Source organism: Bacteroides sp. OM05-10AA (assembly GCF_003439055.1).
Classification (GTDB): Bacteria; Bacteroidota; Bacteroidia; order Bacteroidales; family Bacteroidaceae; genus Bacteroides; species Bacteroides intestinigallinarum.
Genome location: NZ_QSUR01000015.1, coordinates 64,617 through 85,225, shown reverse-complemented (window position 1 = coordinate 85,225; position 20,609 = coordinate 64,617). Strand labels below are relative to the sequence as shown.

Below are 20,609 nucleotides of genomic sequence, written 5' to 3'. Positions count from 1 at the left end.
GGAATATGATGAATTTATTAAATACAAAAAGTAAGCTATCATACTTACTTTTTCTCGGAATGATGTGTTGTTCATGCTTTCTCGGTTCCTGTAAGGATGACGATGTCATTGATCCTGATACTCCTTCTGTATCGGAATCCGGTACGGCTGTCGAGAATATTAATACTAATGTCAAAGCATTACGCAGACTTATTGAAGCCAAACAACAGGAACTGACTGTAAAAACATACAATCCGGTGAATAATGGGGCAAGCTATGCTATCGAACTGTCGGATGGCACGGGATTTAGTATGTATGCCCAGATTGCAGCATTGGGAGGTGGAGGAGAAACTATAGTGTATTCTCCGAAACTCGGTGCCAGAATAGAGCATGATGAATATTATTGGACTATTGATGACGCATGGCTGACATTTGAGAATGATGAAAAAGTCAAGGTAGTCGATGAAAACAATAGGGATACACCGATAGTGGGTATCAACGCTGATGGTTATTGGACTGTAAAATATGGGACTAAATCTCGTACGCTTGATAAGGCGGAAAGTGGCAGACTCACCAGTCAGTTTGAACAGGTGAGTACTGTTGGTGACGAGTTAGTCCGTTTTATTTTTACTGATCAGACACCTGTCATCGAACTTCATCTTTTTGAGGGAGATAAGCCCGATATTCCTCCATTGATAGGAAGTATACGTCGTCCCATTTCTCCTGAACAACCTGCATGGTTTGTTCATATCGATTCATGGAACTATGCTGATCCACAGAAAATCATCGATCTTATCCCGGCTGATATTCGTCCGTATGTTATTTTTAATATTTCATTGTCGGTAAGTCATGATGAAACTACGGGGATTTTTAATGTAAGCGAGTATGGTTATGAGATTGCAAAATCGTGGTTACGGACTTGTGCCGAGAACAATGTCTGGGCTATGGTACAGCCATCAAGTGGCGGTTTCAGTCATTTTAAGGATGTCAGCTTATATAGTCAATTCGAAGGTGACGATAAGGTCCGGGTATATGATGAGTTTTTCAGAGAATATCCCAACTTCCTCGGTTTTAATTATTGCGAACAGTTCTGGGGGTATGATGACCAGTTCTCTGTATCATGGCTACAACGAGTGGCTCACTGGACTCAACTTTTGAAACTTACTCATAAGTATGGAGGATATCTGGTAGTTAGTTTCTGTGGTAATACATGGTCGGCTAATATCGATCCTATTGCGCTAGTGAAACGCAATCCTGATTTTGCACAGGTTGCCAAGTTGTGTCCTGAAAACTTTATTATGTGTGAGAAATATACGACACAGACTGGTTTCTTCAATGTGGAGAGTATGTGTCTGGGTACATGGTTGTCCGGTTTCGCCGGTCAATACGGTATTCGTTTCGACCAGTGTGGCTGGACAGAAGAGGTAGGGCAGAATGGTGATAAAGATTTCCCACCGGCTGCTGGTGCACTTCCCATTATTGAGCATGTGATGCTGACCGGGCAAACTATTATCGACGGTCCTGAATTGATATGGCAACAGTGTTTTACGGAAACCGGTGTTGTCAGTGTAGGCAATGGTTATCAAAGCCGTAACTGGGAATGCTTCCCGCAGTTTATCAATATTAATATAGACATGTTCCGTAAGATTATTGATGGAACGATTCGTATACCTTCCCGTCAGGAGGTCATTGACCGTACCAAGTTCGTGATTCTTCAGGATGTATATTCCGGTGATGACAATGCCCAATATTGCGCTCCTAAGAATTTATATGAGGGACTTTATTTACGTGATGATGACGGCAATTTGTGGGACAATAAATGCTATTTCAAAAAGACGGGCCGTTATCCGACTATCCCTGTAGTATTTGAACTATGTGATGAGGCAGCTAATTCATTCGCGTATAAAATCAATCAATCTGGCTTTGACGGATCATGGGGAAGTGATATACAGCTTAAAATTGGAAAATTCAACCGTATATTCCCGGAAGAGTATACCGGTGAACTCTATGCCGGGCGTATAGAGAATGGCTGGGTAATTTACAATCATCTTGCCGGTACACGTAATGCTACGATTCCATTCAAGTATAATACTTGTGACAAGATGGAACTTGCTTTTTCTAAATATACTGTAGCTGTTGTGAAAGAATACGCTGATAAAGTTACTTTTTACATGAATAATCATGATAATGGCGGATCGAAGAAGACAGAGGTTATCAAAATATACGGATGCAAGTCTACTCCTTCATGTGAAATATCTTCCAGGGCGAATGGTACAGCACAGATTACCAAAGAGTGGAAAGACGGTGTATATACGTTGACTGTGAGTCATAACGGACCATTGGATTTGAGTGTAAACTGTTCAGGAAATGCAGTGGGACGTGAGACCCGATATACTACGGCATCCGTTTCGACCCCTGCTTCTCCACAGATCTATCAGGGAGCTCATCAGTATGAAGCTGAATGCTTTGACTTTAAAAATGTTGCTAAGAGAATTACGGCAGGTAGTGGTGAGGCAATACGCAACTATACTGCACAAGGGTATATAAACTTTGGTGCTGGCGCTGAAGCTGCGGTGCGCGATGAAATTACTGCAGTGGAAGAGGGGGTGTATAAATTCCTCATCCGTTACCGTGCTTCATCAGCTACAGTCAATACAGTGGATATGTATGTGAATGGTACCAAGGTAGGTACTCCGGAGTTTGCACAGACTGATAATGACAATACTACCTGGTATACAGTTTCGATGTCGGCATCTCTGAAAAAGGGTAAGAACACTTTTGAATTGAAAGCCAATTCATCAGGCGCGGGCGATCTGTATCTCGATAACATAGTTGTTGAGAGGATTTAAGAAGTTCTCATTTATTTGATTATTCACATTTTGCAGGTAGTATATCCTGTTTATATAAACTAATTGAGATGAATAGAATATTTACGTTGTTGCTGATTATTGCCTTGTGTGGAAGTTGTAAGATGACTTCTGTCTCTACAACTTTTACTAATCCGGTGATTAATGCTGATGTTCCGGATATGGACGTAATCAGGGTCGGTGACAACTATTATATGATGAGTACTACTATGCACTTGATGCCGGGTGCCCCAGTCATGAGGTCGAAAGACCTCGTGAACTGGGAAATCATCAGTTATGTGTTTGATAAACTGACGGACACGTCCAACTATGATCTTATCAATGGAACCGTTTACGGACGTGGTCAATGGGCTACATCCCTTCGTTACTATCAGGGGAAATACTATGTACTTTTTTCTCCCAATGATCGCCCATATCGGTCGTATATCTATACAGCGACCGATCCGGCAGGAAAGTGGGAGTTGCTGACACGTACCCAGCATTTTCATGATTCTTCTCTTTTCTTTGATGATGACGGCCGGGTATATGTATTTTCCGGTACCGGTTCTCTGAAGGAACTGAAAGGTGATCTTTCTGATGTAAAACCGGATGGAGTTGATATGAAAATATTTGAAAGGGATGAGACGGAGACGGGACTGTTGGAGGGAAGCCGGGTGATAAAACATAATGGTAAGTATTATCTATTGATGATTTCCTGGCCGAGAGGTGAGAACCGCAGACAGGTATGCTATCGTGCCGATAAGATTACCGGACCTTATGAGAAAAAGGTGATACTGGAAGATAAATTCGAAGGTTTTCCTTATGTAGGTCAAGGCTGTATCGTAGACGATGAGAAAGGTAATTGGTACGGCATGATTTTCCAGGATCGTGGGGGAATAGGCCGGGTAGCTACTTTGATGCCTTGTCGCTGGATAGATGGATGGCCGATATTAGGAGATGAGAATGGAAAGGTCCCTCAGGTGATGGAAAAGCCTGTGCAGGGCTATCCGGAGAAATCGCTTGTTGTGAGTGATGATTTCAGTGACTCGACCTTGAAACTTAACTGGCAATGGAATCACAATCCGGTAAACGAGGCATGGTCATTGACAGAGCGCCCGGGTTTCTTGAGGCTTAGAACAAATAGGGTGGTTGATAATCTCTATTTAGCTCCGAATACTATTACTCAACGAATGGAGGGACCTCAATGTAGTGGGGTAGTAACATTGGATATTAGTAATATGAAAGAGGGAGATGTGACTGGTTTCAGTGCTTTCAATGGAGATGCGGCTCTCCTGTCGATTACCATGGAGAATGGACAGAAATGTTTGACCATGTCTGAAATCTCCGTTAGTTTGGATAGCTCGAACAAAGCTGTTCTTGGTGTAAAAAACGAAGAGAAGGAACGGGTGGAAATCAATCAACCTCTCATTTACCTGCGGATTGACGGGGACTTTCGTCTGAACCGTGATATAGCAACTTGTTATTATAGTTTGGACAATAAGAACTGGGTAAAGATAGGTACTGACTTCAAGATGCGCTTTGATTACCAAAGGCTTTTTATGGGGACTAGATTTGCCATCTTTAATTATGCTACCAAAGTACTTGGAGGCTATATAGATGTGGACTCATTTAATTATAAGAAGAACTAAACTAGGTAAAAGAAAATTGCCGGTTCTGAAAGGGACCGGCAATTTTTAATACTATAACGAGTGAATACATTAAATACAAGAGAAATAGAAAAACGATGAAAATGAAAAGAATAGGAATATGGGTTGCCATGTCTATTTATATACTCTCCTTGTATGGACAGGCGGGCTATCAAAGTAAGGTAATCACTGATACAATCTACAGTGAAGTCTTAAAGGCTAAACGTGCGTATACAGTATATCTGCCTAAGAGTTTTGAACAGAATAAAGAAAAAAGGTATCCGGTTCTCTATCTCTTGCATGGTATGTGGGAAAAGAATGATGTGTGGGCGAATCGTGGACATGTAAAAGATGTAATGGATGGTCTGACAGCGAGTGGAGAAGCTCGCGAAATGATTATTGTTACCCCTGATGCTGGAGGTGGAGATCCGAATGTATTCCAAAACGGTTATTTTGATATGCCGGGATGGAAGTACGAGACTTTCTTCTTTACGGAGTTCTTGCCATCCATAGAGAAACGTTACCGTATTATTGGCGATAAATGCCATCGGGCTATTGCAGGGCTCTCGATGGGAGGTGGCGGAGCTGCCAGTTATGGCCAGCGCCATTCCGATATGTTTTGCGCGGTTTATGCAATGAGTGCATTAATGGATATTCCGCAAGAAGGAGCAGCTCGTTTTGATGACCCGAACGGAAAGTTGGCAGTATTGACTCGTTCGGTGATAGAGAAGAGTTGCGTGAAATATATCACGGGATCTGATGAAGGGCGAAAAACAGAACTGCGCAGTGTTGCCTGGTTTGTTGATTGTGGTGATGATGATTTTCTGCTTGACCGAAATATTGAATTCTATCGTGCGATGCGCGGGGCGAATATCCCTTGTCAATTCCGTGTACGTGATGGCGGGCATACTTGGGAATACTGGCATTCGGCTCTTTACATTTGTTTGCCTTTTGTAAGTCGTATATATCCGGATTGATACAGTCTCATAGGGGTATAATACTTGATGAAAGACTAAAAGTTTTAATTATACTTCAAACTCTCTGCGATTCTGGCATGAGTTTGAAGTATAATAATATGCTATAAAAGCAATGTGGAAAATCATTCTTCAAGTTCCGGTTTTCATTGCTTTATTGTGTGTTGATTCTATTCAGCCAATAGAATGGTGTAAGTTTTGACAGTCCCCTTATATTCAAAGTTTACTACTGCTTTCTTGTTGCTTGAAGTGGGTTGAATGACGTCAATTCTGACACTAGGATTATTTGAGGTAGCAGAGACTCTAGGCATATCTGTAGTACTGGCAGGAATGGTGTACGTTGTCTCATACTGATTAAATCCGGTAATACCATTTGCATTGGTTGATCTTACCGGTGTAGTTGGTAAATCCACTTTCTTACCGTCAACCATAATCTCTACTGTAGGAACCGTCGGATATTCCAGACTTTTGCCCTTTTTGCTGAAACCTAACCCCTGAAGCACACACAATTTCTCTTTAGAATTACTTTCAGCAACCAAGAAGATCGCGTGTTTTTTGTCCAACTTGTCTACAACTTCAGATACGTCAATCGTATATTGGGTCATTTCCTGAATAGAACCGGCAGGAACAGTGATTTCGCCAATCTTTTTCCCTTTCCAAACACTATTATCCCAAGGCCCGTCCAACCAAATCTTTATTTTGAAAGAAGCATCGGTTACAGGAGTCAGAAAGAGATTGAATGATGTCTTATTCCCCTTTTTGGTTCCTTCAAAAGGTTTTAATCCTTTTTGAGCTTTCTTCAAACCGCCAAAACCAAAATATTTATAGCCGATGATATCGCTGCCTCGTACATCTACAGGCATATTATTATCCCAAATATCCCAGGAATCCTGTTGGCTACCGATATTTGATAAATAGCAGGCATATCCGGCAGAATAATATTTGTATGGATCCAGTCCAAAGATCTGAAAACCTTCTGAAGTGACTTCCGCACCTGTATATTCATTACCATTTGTTGCTTTAGCTTCCCATATCCCTTCTTCTGCATAAGGATCATATCCGCGAATAACTACCTTTCCACCTTCCGCTACGGATCTTTTATCCCATTTGATAGTGACGGGGGCAACCATTGCCTGGCGTGCAAAACCAAATCCGCGTGGAGGGCGGTGATAGAACACGTACCACTGACCGTTAATCTCTTGTAAACTGCCATGTGTATTGTGCGCTGCGTTGGTTGCCTGTAATTTACTGCCATTCTGATTAAGAACTACTCCGCGGGAGTCTACAAGTACCCCGCCGCTGCGCCATGGACCTAACGGAGAATCACCAAAAGCATAACGGAGGGTTGAATTGGAATTTCCCAAACCATACTCCGGTCCGGAGTACCCGGAAAAGATCATCACATATTTATTACCGATCTGGCGAATAGACGATGCTTCGAAGAAATTGAAATCTTTGGGATTCTGCTCTTTATACAACGCAGGATAGGTTGTTCCGGCAGGATCTCTTATGATACCGGAATTGGTACTTGCCGGAATAAAATAAGGGATAATTTCAGTTCCCGGTCTGACGGAATACATCGTATTCTGATCTAGTTGGGCTGCTGACGATCTTTGAAATCCCCAGAATCCGTAAGCACGAAACCCTATTTCATAATCTGGATCATTGGGATCTGTGATGTTTTCAACAAAGACGGATGGATCGAATCCAAGAAAGCTACCAGGAAGTGTCCGTGTACCATCTTCATTCAGATTGATAGGAGTAAAAGGCCCGTCCGGACGGCTGCCTTTGCAAACCATAGCCTCGCGGTTACGACCACGACTATGCGGGAAGAGGTAATATTCCTTAGTTCCGTCCTTTCTCTTTATTTCAACCAGATCGGGAGCATACATGACGTCCCACTGGTTTTGAACGTGGTACGTAAAGATGGCTCCCTCATCTCGCCAATTGGTTAAATCTTCTACAGGAGCTGACCACATGCGAATATCTGCCCCACAGTAGCTAGTGAAACGAACATCGTGTGAACCGATAATGTATATACGATATTTGCCGGGATTATCCGGGTCCTCAAATACACGGGGCTCTCCGTCAGGAAGATGTTCCCAAAGCGGCAGATAAGGATTTCCCGTACCTATGATATTATGTTCTTTGTTACTCTTGTTTGCTCCTACTATATTTTGAGTAGCGAATAGTGTCATTGCTGTACATAATAGAATTTTATACAGCATTCCATAGTTTTTTCTGTTCATACTTGCTGAAATTTTGTTTCAGGCAAAGTTAGCCTGTTATTTATAGACTATGTTTTGAATTTGCACCTGATTGTTTCACAGAGGTTACTGTCGGTTTCATTTTATATCTTTCATGTTACATTAGGCTATATTTGTTCTCCTTCCTGTATCCATGTTGTTAATTGTAGCTATAGTTACGTTGGGATACCGGTATCGTTCCATTGAAGTGTCGGTATCACTAATTTCCCACGGCCGTGACAAGATATTCCCACGGCCGTGGTAGGAACTCTTCACGGCTGTGGGAAGAAGCTACCACGGCCGTGATGAATTAAGTATATCGGTATCCTGATCGAACAATAGTGATTGAATGATATAAGTATGCCAGTTGTATGACGGATGTTTAATGGGGGCTTGTCGTGAAAGGTAAGTAAAGCTGGATGGATAGGAGATTCGGGAGAGTAAAATCATAAAATAACAGGCTGACAATAAAACATATAAAATGATATTGTCAGCCTATTGTCAGGGCTTATTGTCAGCATCTAATGAACTGTAAATCATTTATCTAATGACTAGAAACGATGGGCTGACAATAAGAACTGCAAAATTTGTATGTAAATACAATCAGTGATGTAGTTATTAACTCATTCCTGCATTGATTGGATTGATCTTTTTTTATTTACTTTCTCTTTTGCTTTTCGATTCGTTCATAAACAGATAAGATTTCTTGTAGCCTCCGTAGTCTACGACTAGCTTTTCAAGCACGATACCCGGATCAAGAGGTTTGAAAGTGATTGTCTGCATACCGTCTGATGTGTTCGGTACATTCAGTTTCGCTTTTTTCTCAACGATGCGTCGTGCAACTGTCGGATAGTATATGCTGTATACATTTTCAGGAAGCTCGTTTAGGTTATGATTGAAATTGATTGTCTGATCCTTTCCTCCTTCAAATCCGATACTGTACTCATGTCCTTTGCGATCATGGAAAGCAAGAGTTGATTTTACTATCACATGGACAGTCACCTTGTCGATGCCTTTAGGCAATTTTATCTTGTAGGAGATGGAAGCTCCGTCAGTCGGTTGTGTGTAAGGCATCAGAGCCATGCCACTAAGGGTACGTCCCATATAGGGGATCACTGTCCATTCCGTACCTGGTGCTGCTTTAGCGCTGTAATAATGTTCGGCTTCTATGGCTATATATCCGTCTTGTCCGGTGAAGACGTATCCACCGACAGCCTTTTCCGGATTCTCGATGCGGTAGATTTTGGGCTGTGTATCAGCGGGGAAGTTATCATTCCACGATGTATAACCGATATGTTTCTGAATCATCATATTCTTCCATTTACCGCCGGACATAACGTTGTTATAATCGTCACTCAAAGCTTTGTCCCGTGCAAAGGTCTGTTCTACCTTGTCGGCCCATTCATTGGCCTGCGGATTGTTTTCTTTATACAATTTATGGTTCATGGCTTGTGCATAATACATTTCGTACAGGTTGGCCATTGCTTGAACGGGGAAGAGAATCAACTGCTTGTAGGCATCTTTGTATTCCGGTTTCAGTGATATGTATTGTCTCAAAGCTTCCGCTTCCAGTTTCAGATATTCATCAGATACTTGTTTCCATTCGCCTGTCTCCAGGTTATAAGTATTCCGGTCGAGCATTTCTCCCGTTACGCGACCGTTGTATTTGCTGTACAGGTTTAAGATTCGCATGGCTTCATCTGCCTGGTCTTCGCCAAACTGCTGTGCGCAGAAACGACGGGGATGATCTAATAAGTTGGAGACGTTGAACTGTTTGGGATTCCATGCCATATCCATGAAGAGCGTGATGGGATATTCCATGGGCTTCAAATCGCCTACATTCAGTATCCATAGCTTTTCTACTCCGTAATCGTATGTGAGTTGAAGTTGCTCCCACATATTTTGTATAGGGGTTACGTTCAGCCATTTGGAATTTCTCGGAGCGCCTACGTAGTCTACATGGTAATACATACCCCAACCGCCCGGATGCTTACGTTCCTTGGCATTCGGCAGGCGGCATACATTGCCCCAATTATCATCACACAATAGCATGATAACATCATCGGGCACACGCATACCTTTATCATAATAATCCAGAACTTCTTTGTATAGTGCCCATACTTGCGGAGTTTCTTTGGCAGGACGTTTGGTAATCTCTTCAATAATCTTGCGCTGGTTTTTCACTACATTCTCCAGAAGTTTCACATTGGTACTTTCACTCATGGCCGCGTCACCGTCTCCGCGCATACCGATGGTTACGATATCCTCTGTTCCTTGCATACGTTCGATACCTTCACGGAAGAACTGATCGATGACCTTTGGGTTGGTCGAATAGTCCCATGCACCATATTCTTTGCGTTTGCGTGACCATTCCTGATGATTACGTGACATCGGCTCGTGGTGGGATGTGCCGATAATGACTCCCATCTCACTTGCTGTCTTGCTGTTCTGCGGATCATCCTGATAGAAAGCCCAACTCCACATGGCCGGCCAAAGGAAATTACCTTTCAGGCGTAGTATCAGTTCGCACACCCGTGCATAAAAACGATGGTCACCATAGTTGGTGCCATAAGTGTGTTTCACCCATCGGGTAAGACACGGTGCTTCATCATTCAGAAAGATGCCGCGATAGGTTACGGCCGGTTCTCCGTCCGAGTACTGTCCGGGTTTGATATATACATTGGGTTGTTTCATGACGGGAACATCTGCCCACCAATACCAGGGAGATACTCCCATCTGTTCGGAAAGTTCGTAGATACCATAAATAGTACCGCGTCTGTCGCTACCGATGATAACTACCGCTTCATCTACCCCTTCACAAGGATTGGCGATGACTTGCAGGATATATTTTTCATTTTTCCCATCCAATACCTTTTTGTCTATTTTTCCTGCTGACACCAGCTTCTTTATAAAAGGAGTGCCGTAAGTACCTGCGATGATACACCGTTTCGAACTTGCGCTTGCTAAGAGTTCGGGCTTTTTTCCGCATACCTGCAGTATGTCTTGTTGAAGATTGCCGGCAGCAATCATTACCCCTTTGTCTTCGGAAGAATCTATGTATATCGGACAAGGAACTCCGTTGGCAACCAACGGGAAATGGTTGCCGGTTGCTGTGAATACTACGAATGGTTCAGCGGCAAATGCCGCTATACTCACAACAGAGAGATAGAAGAATAGAAATAACTTTTTCATGGTTTCAATATTTAATAATTTGTGGTTAATCATTTATTATTCCACTTGTACTGTGACACGATGCAAAGATAGTTGGTATTGATAAGAACGGGCTTTTGGTATGTTTCAATTATTTATACTGTTGATACCTGTCGACTTTTTTTTGAAGTTTTTTTCTTTATGGATAATACGAGGGAGTGTGAACAAACAGGTTTGCTCAATAAATGTTTTTGATTTTGTTTCAAAATCTTTTTATCTTGTATGTGTGGGGACTTTAGGGTGCTTAATAGTCTTTTGAGTGTTGATAGGCGTCAATCGCTTTTTTCACCGAACCGTGTAACAGCAACAATTTCTGTGCATGGTCATGATCTAATCCCAGTTCCTCCATAATCATTCTGGTTCCTCTTTCTACCAGTTTATGATTGCTAAGCTGCATGTTTACCATCTTATTTCCTTTCACCCGTCCGAGTTGAATCATCACCGACGTACTAATCATGTTCAGAATCATTTTCTGTCCGGTGCCTGATTTCATTCTCGAACTTCCCGTGACATATTCCGGACCGACAATCATTTCGATGGCGACATCTGCTTCTGCCGCCATCGGAGAATCCGGATTGCTGGTGATGCAACCTGTCAGGATGCCATGCTTGCGGGCTTCCCGTAAGGCACCGATTACATAAGGGGTAGTGCCCGAAGCGGCAATGCCAATCACGGTGTCTTTGGGGTTGATGTGATATTCGGCAAGTTCTTCCCATCCCCGGCCCATATCGTCCTCGGCGCCTTCTACCGGATTGCGCAGGGCGGTATCTCCACCGGCTATCAATCCGATAATCCAGGTAGGAGGCATTCCGAATGTCGGTGGTATCTCCGAAGCGTCCAGTACTCCCAAGCGACCACTGGTGCCTGCACCCATGTAAAAGATACGTCCGCCCTGTTTCATGCGGGGCACAATCTGGTTGACGAGCAGTTCGATTTGTGGAATGGCTTTTTGAACGGCTAACGCTACCTTTTGGTCTTCCCGGTTAATGTCTTCTAATATTTCCCGTACGGACTTCTTTTCCAGATTGTCGTAGAGCGACGGTTGTTCGGTTATCTGCATATTGATAATGGTGATTGACTAAAAATACAAATTACAAGGATTGAGATGAAGCGGTATGATATAAAATTAATCCCTCCATCGGACTTTGCAGAATCTTTCCGATTCTGATTCCTGTCTCTTGTGCAGCTTCTTGTAATATCTCCCTGTAGCAGTGAGCTACTGATCCGATAAAGTGTGCAGGATACTGCGTGTAATCATATTGCATTACGTTTCTTCGGAAGAAAGCAATAAAACTGCCAAGCACTAATTGTCGTATCCCCGGCTCTTCCAGATGTTGCGCTATAAAAGGGGACAGACTTGCCAGGAAACGATTCGGGAAGGGCTGACGGTAAACCCGGTCGATGATTTCGGGAGCTGTCAGGTCGAATTGTTTTAGAAATGCTTCTTTGATGGCAGGCGAAAGTTGATTCTTCAGAATGTCTCCCACCAGTAATTTGCCAAGGACGGCTCCACTTCCCTCGTCGCCCAGGATAAAGCCTAAAGGGGAGATGTTGTTGACAATCTCTTTTCCATCATAGAAACAGGAGTTGGAACCTGTTCCCAGAACACAGGCAATGCCTGCTTCATGGCCGCATAATCCACGGGCAGCAGCTAACATATCCGAGTAGGCTTTGATGTTTCCGACAATAGGTAAACTGTCGGCTATTGCCCGTCGGAGAACGGGAGCTTTCTCGGGTGTACAACCTGCACCGTAAAAGTAAACGGAGTTGATGGTCCCTTCCGGCAATTGTGGCAGGAGGGAATGTGTCAGTTCTTGCTGAATTTCTTCTTCTGACTGGAAGAAAGGGTTAAGCCCTTTCGTTCCAATCCGTTTGATAGGTGTGCCGTTGAGGATGACACACCAGTCGGTCTTGGTAGAACCACTATCTGCAATAAGTATCATATCTTGATGTATATTTTCTTTTTATATAGTATATAACCGATTGCCCAGTTGAGCAGGACAAACAGGATGGCATAGGCGAGAGAACCACCTTCATTACCGAACACAGGTTGAAGAGTGCTGGCATAAAAAGCCTGTTGCAAAGAGGCGCTTTCTCCCTGATAAGTGATGGTGATAACACTTAATAAGATGGCGAGCACATCTGCCAACACATAGATAAAGAGGGGATTTACTCCGAAAGATTCGAAGAAATGGCTCCATCTCTTGTATCCTTTGATGTCAATGATCCATACAAGCAAGGCTAAAAGGCTGGAACCTAATCCGCAAGTGACTAGGACAAAAGTGGGTGACCATATCTTTTTGTTGAGCGGGCATCCGTAACTAAGCAGGAAACCGGCAAAAGTGAGAATCGTACCGATCAGGAAAAGCCGCTCCAGCTTTTCACGTATATCTTTTACCTCCATCAGTAGTTTGCCTACGCAGAAACCGATAAGCACGTGTGCAATGGAGGGAATCGTACTTAATAATCCTTCCGGGTCGATGTGATTATCCTGGTACATGTGTGCATCTCCCAGAATACTACGGTCGACGATGGAAAGTATGTTCGTTTCATTATAGGCAAATCCATTACCGGTGACGAGAATGATAAAGTACCCCACTAATAATGCTACAATCAGATAGGGGATATATTTATGCTTGATGAGTAAAGCTATTAAAGCCGATGCACCGTAGCAGAGGGCAAGTCGCTGCATCACTCCCAAAATACGGATATGCGCAAACGGAAGCGGATCGTGGGTGTAGCAAAGTAAGGCGAACCAGTTGATGGCTATTCCGATCAAGAAGATGACAATCGTTCTCTTGATAATCTTCAGGGCGGCAGGGGTGCTGAATGTGAAGTTATACTTTCTAAGTGAAATGTAGGTGGAGATTCCCATGATAAACATGAAGAAAGGAAAAACCAGATCGGTGGGGGTAAGACCATTCCATTGAGCATGTGTGAGGGGAGTATATGCATACGTCCATGAACCTGGATTATTCACCAGTATCATTCCTGCGATGGTAATGCCTCGCATTACATCGAGTGCCAACAGGCGTTTATTACTTGTTACATTCATGACTGTTACTTTTTAATGTGTTAAGTTATTCAGTAAGTAAGTTCATTATTTCTTTCCAAAAGAATCTTCTAATCGGTTGCGAATCATTAGTGCGGCAATAATACCGGGCAGGGTACAAATACAAACCCATATAAAGAAGTGGGTATATCCGATATGTTCCTGTATCCATCCTGCCGGCATACCCGGAAGCATCATTCCAAGTGCCATGAAACCGGTTCCGATGGCGTAGTGGGCAGTTTTGTGCTCACCCTCCGCAATATAAATCAGATAAAGCATGTAAGCGGTAAAGCCGAAGCCATACCCTAGTTGCTCGATGGCTACGCAACTGGCAATCAGTATCGTATTGTCCGGAGTAGTGGCTGCCATCCACACATATAATAGGTCGGGAATATTGATGGCTAGTGCCATGGGTAATATCCACTTCTTGAAACCGTCACGGGAAACGAGAAAACCGCTGATAATTCCTCCCATTAGCAAAGCTATGACACCTATGGTTCCGTAGATCATTCCGACTGTTGCCGTAGATAAAGCCAGTCCTCCTTTTTCAGCGGTATCCAATAGAAAGGGAGAAGCTATTTTGGCTAGCTGCGATTCTCCCAATCGGTAGGTGAGCAGGAAAAAGAACATGAGACCCAGGTGTTTCTTTTTGAAGAAAGTGACAAAAGTCAGGAGAAAGTCTTCTAATAGCTTACCTGCCGTGAGTCCGGGACGTTTGACATCGGAATCGGGATGGGGGAGGATAAAGCGATGGTACAAAGTAAGAGCCAGGAATAATCCGGCCAGAAGGTAAAAAGTGATGCTCCATGCCAGAGGTATATTGCCTTGAGAGGTTTCCAACCATCCTGCTAGCATGACGAGAATTCCTTGCCCGAAAATATTGGCGAGTCGGTAGAATGTGTTTCGGATGCCTACAAAGAAAGATTGTTCCTTGTTGTTGAGGCCGAGCATATAAAAACCGTCTGCTGCGATGTCATGCGTAGCCGAACTGAATGCCAATAACCCAAAGAAAGCAAGAGTGAATTGTACGTAATGTGCCGTTGGGATAAAAAAGGCGATGCCTGCAAATCCGGCGGCGATGAACCCTTGCATGGCGATAATCCAGGAACGTTTCGTTTTCACCAGATCGACGAATGGACTCCATAACGGTTTGATAGTCCAGGGAAGATAAAGCCAGGAAGTGTATAAGGCTATTTCGGTATTGGATAATCCCAGACGTTTGTACATGATGACGGCAATAGTCATTACCGCTACATAAGGCAATCCTTCTGCAAAATAGAGGGTTGGAATCCAACTCCAGGGATTTCTTTTTATAGTGGGTGTTGTCATGGCATTCGTTCGATTTTATTTATATTGTTTTTCAAGTGTACTACCGGGGTAATAGTGAGATAGTATTTCTTCATACTTATAACCTTGTTCTCCCATCACGGCTGCACCGATTTGGCAAAGCCCTACTCCGTGTCCCCAGCCAGCTCCGGTGAGGATAAATCGAGAAGGGAGTTCATCTCCGTACTCCTTGTCTACTACAAAAGCGGAACTGTAAAGATGGGAAGTCGATAGAGTACGGCGTATCTCCAACTCTTTTCCAATGATGAGTGTCCGTAAGGTTCCTACAATCTTTAGCCGGACAAGACGTCCGGATGTTCCCCGTTCTACAGGAATTAAATCAATGATTTGTCCGAAATCAATCCCTGAACGTTGATGAATCAGTTCTGAAAGCTCCTGTTGCGAATAACTGACTTTCCAACGATAGAAGTCTGCTGTTTCCTGATCGTAGTTGTTTAATACTTGACTTAGGATTTTCTTATCCTGCGTGTTACAGAAAGCAACAGGCGAGGTACGTATCCATTTATCAGCTTCCGTCTCTATGGTCAAATCGGGAAGTTGTTTTTCAGTCTTGCTATCCCGTTGTCTGATTAGATAAGGGTGCTTAACGTTTTCCCAACAATTTTGGAACTCTTCAAAAGCTCCGCCACAACATTTAGAGAAACGGGCATCACAAATCGCTCCTTTATACATCAGTACCTCCCCCCGCGTGGCAGAGACTGCTTCGATGGCTTGTGGTGTTGAGGCTCGGGTAATTCCCTGATAACGCTGGCAATGATCGTCGGCACATACATCGAAATTCTTATGTGCTTCATGGTCATACCATTTTATAAATTGAGAATTGAGAATTGAAAATTGAGAATTGGCCGCGCTGTTTGACGGCATCGTCTTTTTTAATTTATCATTCTCAATTCTCAATTTATTAAGTAACCAGCTTCGGGAAATGACGGCGTGAGCCTTTAGTAATTCTAAAGAAGCTGTTGCGCTCATTTCTGATGAAATTACGCTGGTGAGATATTCTTCAATGGCAATCACATTGATGGCGGTTAGTTGTTCTCCTTCGATGATGATCTTTAATTCCCCTTTGAATTTCTGGATTTCTTTGCGTTCCCAATGGAAGTTGATTCCGATGGTTACATTTTTTAGTTCAAAGAAAGTATGTGTACCTTGTTGGGGAGTGAAAGATAATTCGTCGTACTCTTTTTCTTGCCACCGGATCTTTCCATTCTGATAAATAGCTTTCTGTGTTCCGGCAATTTCCGTCCCGACAGAAGAGATAAATTTTATAGGGAAAGAGAATTCAATCTCTTTCCCGGAAAGAATACCAACTGCTATTTGAGGCTCTGTCATAAGGCGGCTTTAATGCGTTCTATTATTTCTTGTAGTTTTTCTTTAGATATGGATACTTCCTGATAGATATCATATACCTTTTCAGGAGTCAGTTTCTCCATATCCTCTTCACGTACTATAGGGAATATGCCGTTCATTTCAGCAATAGCAGGACTGATGAGAATTTGTTCGTCTCCTTTTGCGTAATAGCAGTCAGGACGATGCTTGCTGCGTAAGAAGATCATACAATTGTAAGGGTGTTCGGCCACTGACTCAAATTCATCGTCGTAGCACTCTCCAAAATCCTCTTTGGTGCGTTCCAGACCATACCAGGCAAGAATATTCATCATCGGTTCTTTTCCGTTATCCTTGGTAGCTAAGATGTCGTAAATCAGATGGAAGGTTTTCGACATTGTTTTCTTATTTTCCGCCTGAATCCTGATGAAACTGTACGGGAAATCTTCATAACTAATTTGTACCTTGTCGTTATCTATTAATTTTATGTGATCGTAATATGCTCCCTGCATACTTTCCTCTTTACTGCAAGCTTGAAAATGGGCATGATCGGGAGCGGAAGCTCCACATTCTGGTCCATTATACAAAAGGAAGTATTCTTTCATTATGTCGGTGAGTTCTATCATATCTTTAAAACGCCCGGCTATGGATTGCGGCTTGTGTTCCTTATCTACAATTGTAAAGTGGTGTTTAAATATGGGATAGGGATTAACCAGTATCTGATAATTTCCATAACTGATGAACTCTTGTTCCTGCGGTCGGTTTGTTTGGCAGAGGAAGCAAGGCCGTGCGTGAATGGAGGCAGTATCTGTCTGTGCGGTAGCCGAAAGAATACGTTTCGGATTAAGGAATAGTTCCGCACTTAAACAATTGTTACCAAACCATTTGGATATTTCTTTTGTTCGTGGTCGATACTGTTCCAGTGCTTGGTAATTCTCTTTGGCTAGTTCCCAAGAAAGAGTTTGCTTTTGGAATAACTGTTCGATTCTTTGCTGAATTTTCTCTAGTGTCGTTTCTTGTTGCAGGATGCGCTGTTCCAATTCCCACGTACGAAGTCGGTCTTTATATAGATTATTCTGGTTGATTTTCTCAACAGGCAGTGCGGCATCCGAATTGCCGTCCCAACGGCGGCAAAGGTAAATCACGTCGTATATTCTGCCTATCTGATAATCGTGTGAAATTTTCAATCCAAGGGCATAATCTTCTCCATAGCTTGTGTTCGGGGCTTTGATTTCCCGAAGAATGGGCGTGTAGAATGCACGGGGAGCTCCCAGGCCGTTGATACGTAATGCATTATTTCGTCCGTTGTCGGGCGTCCATTCCTTATGATCGATGATGCCGGGGGCAATTTCCTGCATATCAAAGTTAGTTATCATATAAGTGCCGATTACCATTGCGCATTTCTGTTTATAGAAAGTATCAATGATGATTTGCAGGCTATGTTCGTCTTTATACACGTCATCGCTATCAAGTTGGACGGCAAACTTTCCGCATTTCTCGTGATGGATACCTATGTTCCAACATCCGCCTATACCGAGGTCATCTCTTTCGGGAATGACGTGAATCAGCCGTTTGTCCGAACTAAGTTCACGGAGAACTTCACTGGTTCCGTCTGTCGAATGATTGTCGATGACAATGACATTGAACGGAAAAGTCGTTTGCTGGTTCAGTGCCGAGCGTACGGCATCTTTGACTGTGCGAATACGGTTGCGTACGGGTATAATGACAGAAGCTTCATACTCAAAAGTGTGGGAAGAGAAGTCTACAGGACGGAAGATAGGATAAAGATATCCGCCAATTTCCTTCAAATGGTTGGTGCATGCCTGTTCCATTTCAATCTGTACCTGACGGTTTTTAGGGTCTACATAATCGAACTGCTTCTCACCGCTTTTCCGCTTGTCACTTTCTACTTCGGTATATAGATATTCGTTGATATGTACCAGTTTGCTCTTTTGGGATATTTTGAGTCTCAAATCATACAAGCCTGCATATTGATATTCCTCTTCCGTATTTTCTATAACTTCCTTGAATGCGTTGGCATTGAACAGTAATACCGATCCGAAATTGAAGTCGTCACGCAGGCTGCCGGGTTGGTAATCAATGACCGGAGCAGGTTTTTGCACACCGTCCATCTGTTGGTAATGGTCTGCATATGCCATGCCAGCATGGGTCATTTCCATTACTTGAACCATTCTTTCAAGAGCGAACATACCTATTTTTAGTGCGGTGCGTTTGGTATAAAGTAAAGTATATGCTTTATCAGAATGTTCTGCAATAGCCCGCATCGCTTGTGTAGACTGCATTTTCTCTACAGAGATGAGTTCGCATCCGGGAATACAGACATTGGTAATTGGTGATGCCAATAAATAAATTTTGTCTACCAGCGTCGATGCACGTAACTCCTTAACTGTTTGCACAGTTTCTTCCAACCGGCTGAAAGGAAGAAAACAGTTGATTGTTGTTTTCATTATTTTACTTCTTGTTTTGTAGTATGAGTTGTGTAAGATGTTTCTTTGTCCTGTCTTTTGATGAACAAACAAAGTCCAAGGAATGTGAACAGGGCATTGATTATCAACAACTCGTAACTAATTTGGTAACCGTTGAACCATGCTTCCGAATTTCTTTGCAGGATATAGCAAAGAATAGGAGAAGCGATAGCTACCAACGGAATATATTTATCATAAACTTGTTTCTTGGTGAAGATGCCGAAAGCGAACAGCCCTAAGATAGGACCATACGTATAACTGGCCAGTGTGTAAATCGCATCAATCACACTGGTGTTGTTCAGCAAATTGAATACGAAAATGACTGCCCCCATCACAACTGCCATACCGATATGTACATGTTTGCGTATCTTGCTAAGTGCCGCATCTCCTTTTTTCTGTGCATGTAAAATATCTACGGTGAAAGAAGTGGTCAGTGCCGTCAAGGCAGAACCCGCCGCAGAATAGGCGGAGGCTATCAGTCCGATAATGAATAATATTCCGACTATGTCGGGAAAATAATTTCCGGTAGCGATCATCGGAAATAACTCATCGCTTTTTCCCGGATTCTCGATGCCTTGCTGTGCTATAAACGTATATAGGAGTACTCCCAGCATCAGAAAGAGCAGAATGACAAAGAACTGTGAGATTCCACTGGTAATCATATTCTTTTGCGAGTCCCGGAAGTTTTTGCAGCTAAGGTTGCGCTGCATCATATCCTGATCGAGCCCGTTCATGGCAATAACGGTGAATACACCTGCCAGGAATTGCTTGAAGAAATATCGTTTGTCATTGACATCGTCAAAAAAGAATGTCTTGGAAAAGTCACTATCCGAAATCGTACTAACCAGACCACTGAAATTCAGATGCAGACTGGAAGCAATATAATAGATGCAAAGTATAACCGACACTACGAGGCAGAATGTTTTTAGAACATCCGTCCATATCAATGATTTCACTCCACCGCGGAAAGTGTAAAGCCATACGATAAATACCGTAAGGATCACATTCAACAGGAATGGAAGATGGAAAGGTTCGAAGATAAGAAACTGCAATGTTAGACATACGAGAAAGAGCCGGACGGCTGCCCCCAACATCTTTGAAATGAAAAAGAACCATGCCCCCGTCTGGTAGGAGGAGCTTCCGAACCTGTTTTCCAGATATTCATAAATGGAAACCAGGTTCATACGATAAAAGAGAGGAACGAGTACAAATGCAATGATAATTTGTCCTACTATGAATCCCAACACCATCTGCAGGTAAGAAAAGCTGCTTGCCTGTACCATGCCCGGAACGGAGACGAAAGTGACTCCGGAAATGGTGGAACCGATCATGGCAAAGGCAACGATATACCAGGCTGATTTACGGTTTCCTACAAAGAATCCTTCATTGTCGGTTTTGCGTCCTGCTATATAAGAGATAGTGAACAGGATTATAAAGTATGCCACAATAGTAATAGATATAACGGCTGGACTCATATCTGCTATTTTAATTCGTTTGGGG

Annotated in this window: 12 protein-coding genes; 3 read left to right on the top strand and 9 right to left on the bottom strand. The window is 42.9% G+C overall.

Annotated features, from left to right (window positions below):
- Positions 1 to 5: 5 nt before the first annotated feature.
- The 3 genes from DXB58_RS13390 to DXB58_RS13380 all read left to right on the top strand — a co-directional run bounded on the left by DXB58_RS13390 (position 6) and on the right by DXB58_RS13380 (position 5,448).
- Positions 6 to 2,828 (top strand): glycoside hydrolase family 98 domain-containing protein, encoded by a 2,823-nt coding sequence (locus DXB58_RS13390; RefSeq protein ID WP_122137054.1) that lies wholly within the window; start codon positions 6 to 8, stop codon positions 2,826 to 2,828.
- Positions 2,829 to 2,950: 122 nt separating this feature from the next.
- Positions 2,951 to 4,474: a glycoside hydrolase 43 family protein gene (locus DXB58_RS13385; RefSeq protein ID WP_233527298.1), complete on the top strand. Its 1,524-nt coding sequence runs from the start codon at positions 2,951 to 2,953 to the stop codon at positions 4,472 to 4,474.
- Positions 4,475 to 4,575: 101 nt separating this feature from the next.
- A complete protein-coding gene (locus DXB58_RS13380) occupies positions 4,576 to 5,448 on the top strand; it encodes an esterase family protein (protein ID WP_122137091.1) in 873 nt (290 codons plus the stop codon).
- 167 nt (positions 5,449 to 5,615) lie between these two features.
- Here DXB58_RS13380 and DXB58_RS13375 read toward each other — a convergent pair whose 3' ends face one another.
- The 9 genes from DXB58_RS13375 to DXB58_RS13335 form a co-directional block, all read right to left on the bottom strand.
- The gene (locus DXB58_RS13375) at positions 5,616 to 7,673 is read right to left on the bottom strand and encodes a hypothetical protein (protein WP_122137090.1); all 2,058 of its coding nucleotides are present in this window, start codon (positions 7,671 to 7,673) and stop codon (positions 5,616 to 5,618) included.
- A gap of 672 nt (positions 7,674 to 8,345) precedes the next feature.
- The gene (locus DXB58_RS13370) at positions 8,346 to 10,883 is read right to left on the bottom strand and encodes a glycosyl hydrolase 115 family protein (RefSeq protein ID WP_122137089.1); all 2,538 of its coding nucleotides are present in this window, start codon (positions 10,881 to 10,883) and stop codon (positions 8,346 to 8,348) included.
- Positions 10,884 to 11,145: 262 nt separating this feature from the next.
- Positions 11,146 to 11,961 (bottom strand): N-acetylmuramic acid 6-phosphate etherase, encoded by an 816-nt coding sequence (gene murQ / locus DXB58_RS13365; RefSeq protein ID WP_122137052.1) that lies wholly within the window; start codon positions 11,959 to 11,961, stop codon positions 11,146 to 11,148.
- Between the two features lie 31 nt (positions 11,962 to 11,992).
- Entirely contained in the window at positions 11,993 to 12,844 is an 852-nt protein-coding gene (locus DXB58_RS13360; protein ID WP_122137051.1) for an ATPase, read from the bottom strand.
- Positions 12,841 to 13,956 carry an acyltransferase family protein gene (locus tag DXB58_RS13355; RefSeq protein WP_122137050.1) on the bottom strand — a complete coding sequence of 372 codons (1,116 nt, stop codon included), beginning with the start codon at positions 13,954 to 13,956 and terminating at the stop codon, positions 12,841 to 12,843. The genes DXB58_RS13360 and DXB58_RS13355 overlap by 4 nt, the downstream gene beginning before the upstream one ends.
- A gap of 45 nt (positions 13,957 to 14,001) precedes the next feature.
- Complete coding sequence (locus tag DXB58_RS13350) at positions 14,002 to 15,282, bottom strand: MFS transporter (RefSeq protein WP_122137049.1); 1,281 nt, start codon at positions 15,280 to 15,282, stop codon at positions 14,002 to 14,004.
- Positions 15,283 to 15,297: 15 nt separating this feature from the next.
- Positions 15,298 to 16,629 (bottom strand): SpoIID/LytB domain-containing protein, encoded by a 1,332-nt coding sequence (locus DXB58_RS13345; RefSeq protein WP_122137048.1) that lies wholly within the window; start codon positions 16,627 to 16,629, stop codon positions 15,298 to 15,300.
- Positions 16,626 to 19,091 carry a DUF4922 domain-containing protein gene (locus DXB58_RS13340; RefSeq protein WP_122137047.1) on the bottom strand — a complete coding sequence of 822 codons (2,466 nt, stop codon included), beginning with the start codon at positions 19,089 to 19,091 and terminating at the stop codon, positions 16,626 to 16,628. Before DXB58_RS13340 ends, DXB58_RS13345 begins: the two co-directional genes overlap by 4 nt.
- Positions 19,091 to 20,584, bottom strand: coding sequence for a sodium:solute symporter (locus DXB58_RS13335; RefSeq protein WP_122137088.1), 1,494 nt, complete (start codon positions 20,582 to 20,584; stop codon positions 19,091 to 19,093). Before DXB58_RS13335 ends, DXB58_RS13340 begins: the two co-directional genes overlap by 1 nt.
- Positions 20,585 to 20,609 lie beyond the last annotated feature (25 nt).